Source organism: Pseudomonas solani (assembly GCF_026072635.1).
GTDB classification, from domain to species: Bacteria; Pseudomonadota; Gammaproteobacteria; order Pseudomonadales; family Pseudomonadaceae; genus Metapseudomonas; species Metapseudomonas solani.
This window is the reverse complement of sequence record NZ_AP023081.1, coordinates 5,286,175-5,299,298: the sequence shown is the minus strand read 5'-3', so window position 1 is coordinate 5,299,298 and position 13,124 is coordinate 5,286,175. Positions and strand designations below refer to the sequence as shown.

Below are 13,124 nucleotides of genomic sequence, written 5' to 3'. Positions count from 1 at the left end.
GGCCACTTCACTTCTCCCAGGCAACTGGCATGACGATGCACTGCAACTCGGACGGGCCGTTTCGGTGCATTGAAAATACGAAAACCTCAGGCGGAGCAAAGGTACGCGTCGGGACAGACACAAAGACCGGCCCCTTGTGGAGCCTGTACACCGCCCAATAGGCACTGGACCCCAGCCCGACATTTCTAACCAGGCGATTCCTCTGCCGCCCATATATCGACTGCCCGGACTGCGCATCACCCGTGGCCTGTCCAATCGGATCCTGTCGGGTGGAAACCCATTCCTCCGCCAGCCTGCTGTTCGCCGGTAGATTCATTACATGCTGAATCAGCCCGGCTGCGGTGCCACACCTGCCTTTCTTGCCTTGCCACTTCAAGCAATCAGGACCATATGGGAGCAGCTTGTCAGGCCTCTCATGAAGGGCCTCATCCGTGATCATCAACTGCTGAGTGCCATGCTCCCGGACAATTCCAGTCCTCCTGTAGATCTGCTCAATCGATCCATCGCCATCCACGTCCATCGACACGTACTCCAAGGCGCGCTCCACCCCCGTCCATTCAGGCATCGCCCTGGACTCTTCCAGTGGCTGGAACGCCAACCTGCGACTGGAGCTGGAGAGCCACTCAAAGAGATTGCCCGCCGATACACCCTCTTTGTTCATGTCCTCCAGGAACTCGGCACAAAGCGCTTCGTCCCGAACACCCGCCAGTTGATAAAAACCCGCTGGCCGCTTCGTTGACAAAAGGGTCTTGATCTTCGCCCCGCCCTTCACCAGGACCGTTTTCCTGATGTCCGAATAGAAGGCATTTCTGTGGGGCACTTCTTCAGTGATCGACGCCTTATCCAGGTGAGCTTCCGCTGCAAACAGAGCGTTTGAGAACGGCAAGAAAAATACCAGCCCCATCAAAGGAAGAAGAAGCCGTGGAGGAGCGGTAAGCCTGGGACGTCCAAAACCAATAAACATGCGCCTACTGCCTCTTCGGCTTCAAAAACGACACACCGCATAAGCGGGAAAACCACATGGAAACAGCCCGCCATAAGGCGGGCTGCTCCAGTCGCTACATCTTCACACTCACTGCCAGTTGGCGGCGATCACCACATTGAGCTGATCCCGCTGGGCCTGGGACAGGTTCATCTCCCCGCCCGTGGGCGCGCCGAAGGCGGCCATGGCGTTGACCAGGTTGTCCAGCTGGTTGGCGTAGAGCGTGGAGCTGCCGGCTTGCACCGCGTCCAGTTTCTGCGCCGCCCCCGCGTACCAGTCCTGCACGGTGATGGCGTCGGCCGAACCCAGCACGTCGATCACCAGGTTGTTGCCCTGGCGGGACAGCCAGAGGTTCTCGCGGGTGATGCCTTCGATGCTCAGCACATCGTTGTCGGCGGGCTTGTTCGACAGGTTGTTGATGACGTCCTGGCCGTCGCCAGCGGCGAAGCGGTAGGTGTCGTTGCCGTCCCCGCCGATCAGGTAGTCATTACCCTTGTTGCCGCGCAGCGTGTCGTTGCCTGCACCACCGTCGATCAGGTCGGCGTCCGAGGAACCGAGGATGTTCTGATCGCCCGCCTGGCCGGCCAGGACGGTGCCGAAGCTGCGGTCGTCCGGGACGTTCAGGTAGTTCGGCGAACCGACGGTGTCGGGGTTGGTGAGCCCGAAGGCGCTGAACACCTGGGCAGCGGTCAGTTGCCCGCCGGCGGCGAAGGTGATCACGTCGACGACGGCGTCACCGCCCAGGAACCAGTTCTTCAGGGTGACCTGATCGCTGCCACCGTTAACCTTGAGCACCAGATCGTTACCGCTCTTCATTAAGCCACTGGAGACTTGATTGAAGGCGATGCCTTCGAAGCGCAGCGTGTCGTAGCCGCCACCGGTGTTGTCGATGACGTCCTGCCCGCTGCCGGCGCTGAAGACGTAGGTGTCGTCGCCGCGACCACCAAGCAGGGTGTCGTTGCCCTGACCACCGACGAGGGTGTCGTTGCCATTGCCCCCTTCCAGGCGATCGTTGCCGGCACCGCCGGACAGCGAGTCGTTGCCGTTGTAGCCGAGCAGCAGGTCGCGCTGGGCGGTGCCGTTGAGGGCTGCGTCGTTGCCCGCCGTGCCCTGCACGGTGTTGTCGAAGGCCGCTACCGGCGTTGGCATGGCGATACCGAACGCGCCGAAGATCTGTGCGGCGGTGAGCTGGCCACCGGTCTCGAAGGTGAAGGTTTCCACCAGGTTGTCGCCACCCAGGAAGAAATCCTTCAGCGTCACCTGGTTGGTGGTGCTGCCGTTGACCTTGAGGATCAGGTCGTTGCCCGACTTGGACAGGCCCGAGCCCACCTGGTTGTAGGTGATGCCACCGGCGAAGCGCAGGGTATCCGCTGCGCCGCCCGCCTCCTCGATCACGTCCAGCCCGGCGGTGTAGACGTAGGTGTCGTCACCCACGCCGCCCAGCAGGCGGTCGTTGCCCGCCGCGCCGGCCAGGGTGTCGTTGCCGGCCCCACCGACCAGCACGTCGTTGCCGGCGGTGCCGGTGAGCGAGTCGGCACCGCCCAGGCCGGGAACCGGCGGTTGCCCGGTGCCAGGGTCGGTGGGCGTGCCCGGGTCGGTCGGTTCCGGGTCCACCGGGCCGGGGGTGCCGGTGCCGTCCGGGAAGGCGGTGATCATGCCGGCGATCTGCGCGGTGGTGAGGTAGCTGCCGCCGTCGTCCGGCTGCACGTAGTCGATGGCCGAGTCACCGCCCAGGAAGTGGTTGGTGATGCGCAGCTGGTGGGCCATGTCCTTGTCGACGAGGATGACCAGGTCATTGCCGTCGCGGTGGAAGCTCAGGCGCGCACGGGCCACGCCATTGAGCACGAAGACGCCGTCGAAGCCGCCACCGGTGTTATCGATGACGTCCTTGCCGCCACCGGCGCGGTAGTAGTACTTGTCGTCACCGGTGCCACCCACCAGACGGTCGTTGCCGTCTTCACCGTCCAGCACATCGTTGCCCGCGCCGCCGATGATCACATCGTCGCCGGAGCCTGCATTACCGCCGTTGCCACCGGAGAGGTAGTCGTTGCCGTCACCGCCCTCCAGCTGGTCGTTGCCGGCCATGCCGAACAGGGTGTCGTTGCCGGCCAGGCCGCGCAGCAGGTCGCGACCGTCGTAGCCGGAGAGGCGATCCGCCGCCGTACCGCCGTCGATCACCGCCTCGTAGCCACCGGCCACGCCGTTGGCCGCGGCCATATGGCCGATGCGCGCGGCGGTGAGCATGAAGCCGCCCTCCGGCTGCACATAGCTGATGGCCTTGTCGCCACCGAGGAAGTGCCCCAGCACGCGCACCGACTGCTGCGCATCGCCGTCCACCAGGATCAGCAGATCGTCGCTGTCGCGGCGGAAGCTCAGCCGGTCCTGGGTGATGCCGCCGGAGAAGAACACGCCGTCGTTGCCGCCGCCGGTGTTGTCGATGACGTCCGCACCGTCGCCCAGGCTGTAGACGTACTTGTCGTCCCCGGTACCGCCGATGAGGCGGTCGGCGCCTGCACCGCCGTCAAGCTGGTCGTTGCCGGAACCGCCGAGGATCAGGTCATCGCCGTCCTCGCCTTCGAGGTAGTCGTTGCCGCCCTCGCCGAGAATGGTGTCGTTGCCGGCACGCCCCCAGACCTTGTCGTCACCGGCACCCAGGTGGATGGTGTCGGCGAGGTTGCGGTAACCGAGGATGCTGTCGGCGTTGTCGGTGCCGTGGTGGATCACGCGGTTTTCGACATCCGCCTGACTCAGCGAGCTGCCATCGGCGAAGGTCAGGCTGTCCAGCTTGAAGTGGTCGGTAGGCTCCTTGAACCAGTTCTGCACGGTGATGCGATCAGTGCCGTTGGCGTGCTCGATGATCAGGTCCAGGCCACGACGGTGGAAGCCCAGGTCCGCTGCGCTGATGCCTTCACCGAAGCTCAGGGTGTCGAAGCTCGGCGTGATGTTGCTGAAGGCCTCGTTGGCGCGACGCTCGATCAGCAGGTCCTGGCCGTCACCGAGGTTGAAGCGGTAGGTGTCGTCACCGAAGGAGCCGTAGATCGTGTCGTTGCCGGTGCCGCCTTCGATAACGCTGGCGTTGCCGCTCCAGGCATCGTTGCGCGCGACGATCAGGTCATTGCCCGCCCCACCGATCAGGGTGTCGGAGCCCTGGCCATGGAGCGTGTCGTTGCCATCGCCGCCCAGCAGCTCGCCGTAGCCTTCCAGCAGGTCGTCGCCGCTGCCGCCATCGAGCAGGCCATTGCCCTGCAGGGTGTCGTTGCCGGCGTCACCGAACAGCTGGTCATTGCCGCCGCCACCGATCAGCGAGTCATGGCCCTCGCCACCGCGCAGGGTGTCATTGCCATCGCCACCGTCGAGCAGGTCATCGCCCGCATCGCCGGCCAGCAGATCGGCCTGGTAACCACCAAACAGGGAGTCGTTGCCATCGCCGCCGGAGAGCTGGTTCTCGCCCTCTTCGCCGTACAGCTGGTCGTCGCCTGCGCCGCCGGAGAGCGTGTCGTTGCCCGCTTCGCCATGCAGGGTGTCATTGCCTTCGCCACCCAGCACCTGGTCGCTGCCGAAGCCGGCCTGGGCGAGGTCGTTGCCCAGGCCCGCGTCGATCACATCGTCGTCGGCGTGGCCGTAGATGGCGTCGTCCTGGGCGGTGCCTTCCAGGGCCTTGAGCTTGATGGTGTCGAAGTCCCAGGTGAGGCCGCCGTCGAAGATGAATTGCTCGATGGGCGTATAACCCTGTGCGCCGGCCTGGTAAGAGAAGTGCCCCTGGATCCGCAGGCGGTCGCCCGTCAGCTCGTTGGTGACGATCAGGTCGTTGCCGTCGCGGCGCAGCAGTAGATCCGCGGGAGCAACTCCCACGAATTGGACGCTGTCGACACCGGCCGCATCGGAGATGACGTCGTCTCCCCAGTTGGGGAGAACCGATACTGGTCATTGCCCGATGCGCCTTCCAGGCGATCGTTCCCGGCGCCACCGTCAATGATGTCGTCGCCCTCACCGGCATAGAGGGTGTCGTTGCCCGCCCCGCCTTCGATGAGGTCATTGCCCTCGTCGGCGCTCAGCCAGTCGTTGCCCTCGCCACCGCGCAGGGTGTCGTTACCCGCACCGGCGTACACCGTGTCGTCGCCACCCAGCGCCTCGATGAGGTCGTTGCCGGAATAGGCGTTGATCAGGTCAGGCGCCTCGGTACCTGCCAGCGTCAGCAGACGCAGTTGCCCCGGATCGATCAGCGCCTCCTGGCCTTCGCCGTAGCGCAGGCGGATGCCGCTGAGCGGGAACTCGTCGCGGAAGAAGGACGACAGGGTCAGCAGGTCGCCCTGGCTGTCCGGGAAGGAGACTTCGAGGCTGGAGCCATTGCGACGGAACACCAGGGTGTCCAGCGGCAGGTCAGAGAGGTAGATGGTCACCACGCCCTCATAGGCATCGGCGATCACATCCTGGCCATCACCCCGGGCGAACAGGTAGTTGTTGGTGCCACCACCGCCATCGAGGCGGTCGTTGCCCTGGCCACCGGCCAGGAAGTCATCACCGGCACCGCCCACCAGCACGTCATCGCCCATGCCGCCCTGGAGGGTATCGCGCCCGGCACCGCCGGTGAGGTAGTCGTCGCCCGCACCCCCGATCAAGGTGTCATCGCCGACGCCACCGTCGAGCTGGTCATGGCCATCGCCACCGTCCAGGTAGTCGCTACCTTCGCCGCCCAGCAGCGTGTCGTCACCGACCTCGCCAAGCAGCCTGTCGTCGCCAATGCCGCCGTCAAGGTGGTCGCGGCCCTCACCGCCCAGCAGGGTGTCGTTGCCGGCGTAGCCGTACAGCAGGTCATCGCCGTCCAGGCCAGACAGCTGGTCGCTGGTCACATAGCCTTCGATCACATCGTTGCCGGCCGTGGCCTGCAGCACCAGGCCCTTGACGTCCTCGATGCTCCAGACGATGCCGTTGTGGAACTCGATGCGGTCGACGGCGATGCCGTTGACCCCTTCCGCGCTGAAGTAGTTGCTCAGCCGCACGCTGTCGCCGGGGGACGTGTACAGCACCAGGTCGTAGCCGCTGCGTCGTGCGGTGACATTGAGCGGCTCGATACCGGTGCCGAACAGCACGCGGTCGAACTTGCCACCGGTTGCATCGGCGGCGTTGTCGATCACGTCATTGCCGTGGCCGACCTCGAACAGGTAGGTGTCGTTGCCACGGCCGCCGATAAGCGAGTCGTTGCCGCTGCCACCGACCAGCGTGTCGTTGCCGTCGTCGCCCATCAGTACGTCGTCGCCAGCACCGCCGGAGAGCTGATCGTTGCCACCCAGCCCATGAATGCTGTCGTTACCCGCCAGGGCGTCGATGCTGTCACCAGCGGCGGTGCCGAACACCAGGTCATTGCCAGCGGTCAGCGACGAGGCCGTGAGCAGGTCGAGGATCTGCTGCTGATCCAGGCCACCGCCATTGGCGAAGCGGATCGCCTCGATGGCGCCGAAGTCCAGCGTGCCGTCGAAGTCGAAGAAGTTATCGATGCGTACGGAGCCGGCATCGCTGCCGTCGGTGTTCTTGACGTGGACCCACACAGTGGTGGCATTGCGCGAGAACACCAGGTCGCCCTGGCCGATGCCGGCACCGAAGACGATCTGGTCGAGGCCACCCCGGTCGAGAATCGCGTCGTTGCCCTGGCCGCGCGCGAAGTGGTAGCTGTCGACGCCGGAATAGCCATACAGGCGGTCATCGCCGCCCGCACCGTAGAAGATGGTCCCGGACTGGATGCCGTAAAGCGTGTCGTTGCCCGAGGTGCCGATACGGGTGGAGAAGTCGAAGAACGGCGCCAGCTCGACATTGGACGCGGTGATGGCCTGGAACGCCGCGTCGCGCTTGGCTCGGTAAGCCGGCGAATAGGTGCCCAGGTCATTGAGGATGGTGATGATGTCACGGACACGCTCGGGTTTGCCCTCGGCGAGCAACCCGCTCAGCTTGCCCTGCAGCGCGTTCCAGTCGACGGCGATGCTCTGCGCGTCGGAGCCGAAGCCGGACCGGATGATGTCCAGCTCGTTGGCGTATTCGGTCTGCGCCATGATCTGCGCGGCAGTGAAGCGCTTGAACTCCAGGTACTCGGCCACCAGGATCGGAGCCGCCTGCCCGTGAGGATTTGGGTCGCGCTCGCCCCAGCACCAGGTGCCCAGGTAGGGGCGCCCCACCAGGTTCTCCAGGGTGACCAGTTGGCGTGCGTCCATCACATGGCCGTAGACCTTCTTGGGATCACGGCTGAACGGATCGACACCTTCGGCGCCGGCCCAGCGGTAGATCAGGGTGTCGAGCAGTGCATCGCGCTGGCTCGGCGCTGCGGCGACATACTGCGCCAGCAGGTCCTTGAGGCCGGCATCCAGTGCCATGGCCTGGCGCAGGTCCTGGACCTTGCCGAAGCCCTTGGCGTTGGCCAGGGTCAACACGTCTCTCGGCAGCACGATGTCGCCGCTGTTGATGCGGCGGGTACTGTCGACCTTGAACCAGACGTCGGCCGCCGTGGAGGCAATGCCGTTGGCCAGCATCACGGTGCCGATCTGGCGGTGCTCATGGCCGTTGGCATCGATATGGCTGGAGGTGCTGTAGCCGGTGCCGATGGAGACGACGCCCGCAGCGGCCAGCCCCTGCAGTTCGCCATCATCGCTGACGCCGTTGCCGTTGAGGTCGCGCCACACCTGCAGCGTCGAGTACGCCGCGTCCTGGGCGTTGATCAGGCCATCGCCGTTGCTGTCGTACTCGGCCAGGGCCTGGAAGCCGTTCTCGGCCTTGTTGCCATTGCTCAACAGGCTGTGGTTGCCGAACAGCTCGGTGCCATTGCTGATGCGCCCGTCACCGTTGCGGTCATGCACCAGCAGGCCGTCGTCGGGGCTGACCCAGCCGGACATTTCGCTGAGGCCGTCACCGTCCAGGTCGAAGTAGCTCGCCCCCACTTTCAGGGTCTCGATGCCATCGCCGTCCAGGTCGATGACGATGGGCGAGGTGCGCTGTTCGGCGTCGTCGGTTTCCGGCTCTTCCTCTTCCTCCTCGTCGGTGAGGACGATCTGCAGCGAGCTCTTGTCCTTGTGGTAGTTGAGGATGGTGAGGCCGCCGTTGACGGTCAGCGTGCTGCCGCTGAGCACGTAGACGTTGCCGCGCTTGTCCTTGTAGATGTTCTCCGGGTCGCTTTCCTTGCGCGTACCACCGGCCAGCACCTGGTTGCCGAGGTAGACCTGGCCCCTGCCGGCATCGTCGTCCTCGATCACGTCCTGCTTGTCGGCGAAGTAGGTGTCGAAGTCCGCACCGCCGCGCAGCGTGTCCTGCCCGGCGCCACCGACCAGGATGTCGTTGCCGACGCCGCCGGTGATCAGGTCGTTGCCGATGCCGCCGTCGAGGTAGTCGAGGCCGCCATCGCCGTAGAGGGTGTCGTTCCCTTCCCGGGCGAAGATATTGTCGTCGTTATCCCCCCCGTAGATCGTGTCGTTACCGCCATTACCGTAGATCAGGTCCTCACCGGCTTCGCCCCGCAGGAGGTTGTTGCCGGCGTTGCCACGAATCTCGTTGTCCAGGCTGTTGCCGGTGCCGTTGATGTCGTCGCTTCCGGTGAGTTCGAGGTTCTCGACGTTCGCGGACAGGGTGTGGGTGACGCTCGACTTGACCAGGTCGGTGCCGGCATTGGCACCTTCGACCACGGTGTCGCCTTCGTCGTCGACGATGTAGGTGTCGTCGCCGGAACCACCCTCCATGCTGTCGGCGCCGCCACGGCCGTCAAGATGGTCGTTGCCGTCACCACCAAAGAGCTGGTCTTTGCTATAGCCGGTACCGAACAACGTGTCGTTGCCCTTGCCGGCGATCACCGCAGCGCCCTTGTAGGGGAGGATTTCGGTGATGTTCATCATCAGCATGGGGTCGATGACCCCGTTGTTGTTCACGTCGCGGCCGTCATAGACGACATAGCGCCCTTCGGGGTCTTCGTAGGTGATGATGTTACTGGCGACCAGACGGGCATGGATCTCGGCAAACAAGCCAGCAAAATACTGCGGCTTGAGACCGAACTGGGCCATGTTCAGAATTTCTGCGGCATCGGCCAACTTGTTCTTTATGTCCAGGCCGTACCAGTCTTCACCCGTCAGGACCAGCTTCTGCGCAACGGATCCGGTGAACGTGATCGGCACCGTCCTGCCGATGCCGGAGGGATCGATCTGCTCCTTGGTGAGGTCGTTGGCGATCTGAATCAGCTTATTGCCACCGATGTAGTCGAAGTTCTCGTCTACCGGTTCCACGCAGATGTCGATGATTTCCCGGGAGCCGTCCTCGTTCACATAGAACCGGGCTTCTTTGTTGATCTTGTATTCGCCAGATCCAAAGATATAAGCGCGCTCGATAAAGTCGCTTTCCAGAACACCCTGAATGTAGCCATTGATCGCGAGAATCCCGTCCTTGCTGGGGTTCTTGCCATACGCCTGAAGCAACTGCTCGGCGGTGTAGACACCGGCCGCAAGCTTCTTTCCGGCCCCCAGGTAAGCGTCATCGTGGCCGCCCAGGAAGTTGCGGACGTACCTGAAGCGCTCGACACCGACGAAGCGCCCCGCTCCGGCTGTCATGAAGTCGTTCTTGTCCACTTCGAGGACCTTGCCGACCTGCCCAGCCGGGCGTATCAGGGCGTCGTTCTTCAGGTTGGCGGGCGGTGTATCCGTATCGAATAGGTAGCGCGAAACGATCTGTTCAATCGAGGGCAAACTCATGGTCTATTTCCTTACAGTCCAGTCCATTTGATGTTTCGGGTTCCAACTCCGTTATCACTGTCTTGCGTCAGCAATTCCCCGCAATTGGATACCGTGGCCGTGCGCGTATGCGTCGCGATCCCCTTGGCCATGGTCGCCAACGTTTCCTGATAGGCAGCGCGATTGCCCGCCAGCACCTCTGCACGCGGCCGCCCGTAGGGCGTGCTGTCGCAGCAGGCGATGCCGACGAAGCTGTAGGTCACGCTGTAGTAGGTATTGCCGAAACCACGGAAGCGCTCGTAGAGGCTAGGCTGGCCGAACTCCTGCACCACGTCCGCCTTCGCGCGGGCCACGATGAGGCGGCTGTCGGTGAAGGTCGCTATCCCATCGGCGGCGGCGCGGTAGCTCACCAGCACGAAGGGCTCGCGGACGCTCGCCGCATTGAACTGCCGCCGAGGGGCCACGGGTTCGATGGTGAAGTTTTCCTCGAAGGTCTTCTCGTTGCCTTGCATCCGCTCCATCAGGGCCTTGAAGTCCAGCACCGGCGGGTTGCGGATGATGCCCGTGCGGTCTGCCTGGGTGCGGAACAGGTCGTCATGGCGCTGGCTGTTGAGGGCGTCGAGACGAATTAGGTTGCGCAGCAATGCCTGGCGATGCTGCTCAGGGCTCAGCACCCGGTTCGCGGCGAGGCACAGCCCGGAGTCGTTCTGGGTGATGCGGTAAGCCACGAACGCCGACGCCGCCAGTACCGGGAGCACCGCCAGGGCACCAATGAGGATCGGCAGGCGAAGGCGTCGCGGCTTGTAGGGTGGGTGCATCGAGACGGGTCCTTTTATCAAGCATGGGAGTGGGCGCCCGGCCTGAACGACAGGCAGGCGAAAGCGCGGCCGACCTGGCTGGGCAGGTGCCGGGCATTGCACGGGACGGATGAAAGGCCGCCCTGCGGGCAGCCAACACGGGAGGTGGGCATGTTCATCCTTGAAGCGGAATGTTCGCCGACGATCCTGTCGGCTTCCGGGGAGATGGCGTAGAAGACGCCTTTGCAGGAGCAGCGTCAATCGGGCTCACGCTGATTCTGTGAAGCCGTTCAGGGAACCCCTAAATTCCTTGGATGCACCGTGAAAACACCGTGCCAGAGCGCGTCGGCCGGATACCACCGACCGTCAGTACGGGCAGCCAGGGCCACCCGACCTAGCCTCCTGGCTCACCCCGCTGCCGTCATGCCTGGAACGCGCTGGGTGACATCCGCAGCCGCCAGGGTGCCCGCAACGCCCCACGCCTCTACGTGATCACGTGCGCGCACCGCACCTGGCGGGACCGCAATCAAATCCTGAACGTATCCACCAGTTGCTTGAGCCGGCTGACCTGCTGATCCAGCTCGGTACAGGCCTTCAGGCTGGCCTGCAGGTTGTGCACGCCGTCCTGGTTGAGGACGTTGATCTCGGTGATGTCCATGTTCAGGCTTTCGATCACCGAGGTCTGTTCCTCGGTGGCGGTGGCCACGGACTGGTTCATGCCGTCGATCTCGCCGATGCGGCGGGTGACGCCGCGCAGGTTTTCGCCGGCCTGGCCGCCGATGCGCACGCTGTCGTCGCTGAAGTGGCGGCTTTCGCCCATGGTCGCCACGGCGTCGCGGGCACCGGTCTGCAGCTGCTCGATCATCTGCTGGATCTCCAGCGCCGAACTCTGGGTGCGCTGGGCCAGGTTGCGCACTTCGTCGGCCACCACGGCGAAGCCGCGTCCCGCCTCGCCGGCGCGGGCGGCTTCGATGGCGGCGTTGAGCGCCAGCAGGTTGGTCTGCTCGGAGATGCCCTTGATCACGTCGAGGATCTGGCCGATGTCGTTGCTCTTCTGGCTGAGCACTTCGATGTGGTTGCTGGATGCCTGGATCTTCTCCGACAGCTCGCCCATCGCCACCAGGGTGCGTTCGACCATGCCCTGCCCTTCCTCGGCATCGCGGCGTGCGTCGCTTGCCTGTTCCGAGGCATCGGCGGCGTTGCGGGCGATCTCCTGGGCAGCGGCGCCCAGTTCGTTGATGGCGGCGGCCACACTGTCGGTGCGGGCGGCCTGCTCGCTGGAGTTGGTCATGGAGGCGTTCGACGCCTGCACCACGGTGCTCACCCGCTCGTGCACCTCGCGCGTGGCGGACGCCACTTCGCGGATCGATTTGTGGATGCGCTCGACGAAGCGATTGAAGGCATCGGCCAGCTCGCCGAACTCGTCACGGGAGTCGATCGACAGGCGCTGAGTCAGGTCGCCCTCGCCCTCGGCGATGCCGCTCATGGCGTGGCTCATCACGTGCAGCGGGCGCAGCAGGATGCGGATCAGCCCGCCCAGCAGCAGGAGGATGGCGACCACGCCGATGATGGTCGACATCAGGGCGGAAACGCGGAACTCCTGCAGGGCGGCGAAGGCCTTGGACTCATCGACGGACAGGCCCACGTACCAGCGCACCCCGGTCAGCCCTTCCACCGGCAGGAAGGTCACGATGCGTGCCTCGCCGTTGCGGTCGCTCACGCTCTGCAAGACGGACTCCAGGCGCGGCGCAGTGCCGGCGAACAGGTCCGGCAGCTTCTTCAGGACCAACTGCTGGTCGGGGTGGACCAGCACCGTGCCCTTGTCGTCCACCAGGAAGGCGTAGCCCATGCCGCCCAGGTCGAAGGAGTTGAGGATCTCGTCGACCGTCTTCAGCTTGAGGTCACCGCCGACGACGCCCTGCAGGGCACCCGAGGCGGACACCGGGCGGGTGATGGTGATCAGCAGGCCGTCGCGCGGGTCGGCGGCCAGGTAGGGCTCGGTCAGGCCGGGGCCGGTGGTCTGCGCCGCCTGCTTGTACCAGGGCCGCTGGCGCGGGTCGTAGCCGGCGGGCAGTTCGCTGGGCGGGAACTGGGTGTAGGTGCCGCTCGCCTGGCCGTAGTAGGCATAGAGGAAGGCGGCGGCGATGCTGCGGTGCTGCAGGCTCTTGGCCAACGCGGCCTCGCTGGCGTCGTCCTCGATGGACTCGGCCAGGTTCTCCAGCAATTCCATGCGGCCCACCAGCCAGTGCTGGATGTTGCCCGTGGAGACCTGGCCGACATCGTTGAGGTAGTTGGCAAGGTTCTGGCGGATGGCGTTCCGCTGCAGGTAGTCGTTGTACAGCGCGAAGGACGCGAAGGCAGCGATCACCACCAGGGAGGCTGCCACCATGATCTTGTGGCTGAATTTCAGGGTTCGCATGGAGGAACTCACTCAAAAAGGTGCAAAGGCATGAGGTGGCCACAGGCATTGTCGGCGTCCGGTCGGCAATCGACCGGGCACGGACGCAGGGCCGTCCCCTGCTATCGGCGTTAGCACGTTCTTCTTAAGCGGTTTATCAGCCATTTATGTGCGGGCGTTCAGGTATTTTCTGAAAACACCGTGCACCACTCGTCCGGCCCGAGCACGCGGAGCCCTCCCCGCTCCGCGTGCCC

General features: G+C 64.6%; 4 protein-coding genes and 2 pseudogenes. All 6 read right to left on the bottom strand.

The features are described 5' to 3' along the window. Positions 1-7: 7 nt before the first annotated feature. Positions 8-964, bottom strand: coding sequence for a hypothetical protein (locus PSm6_RS24195; RefSeq protein WP_148304333.1), 957 nt, complete (start codon positions 962-964; stop codon positions 8-10). 108 nt (positions 965-1,072) lie between these two features. Beyond that, positions 1,073-4,834 (bottom strand): calcium-binding protein, encoded by a 3,762-nt coding sequence (locus PSm6_RS24190; RefSeq protein ID WP_265168447.1) that lies wholly within the window; start codon positions 4,832-4,834, stop codon positions 1,073-1,075. Continuing rightward, complete coding sequence (locus PSm6_RS24185; RefSeq protein WP_265168446.1) at positions 4,783-9,696, bottom strand: calcium-binding protein; 4,914 nt, start codon at positions 9,694-9,696, stop codon at positions 4,783-4,785. Before PSm6_RS24185 ends, PSm6_RS24190 begins: the two co-directional genes overlap by 52 nt. Positions 9,697-9,707: 11 nt before the next feature. Next, on the bottom strand, positions 9,708-10,493 hold the full coding sequence (locus PSm6_RS24180) for a hypothetical protein (protein ID WP_043245317.1): 786 nt from the start codon (positions 10,491-10,493) through the stop codon (positions 9,708-9,710). A 505-nt stretch (positions 10,494-10,998) separates the two neighbouring features. Next, a pseudogene (locus PSm6_RS30630) lies at positions 10,999-11,598 on the bottom strand (methyl-accepting chemotaxis protein); the annotation flags it as partial. 258 nt (positions 11,599-11,856) lie between these two features. Next, positions 11,857-12,861: pseudogene (locus PSm6_RS30625) on the bottom strand (HAMP domain-containing protein); the annotation flags it as partial. Positions 12,862-13,124 lie beyond the last annotated feature (263 nt).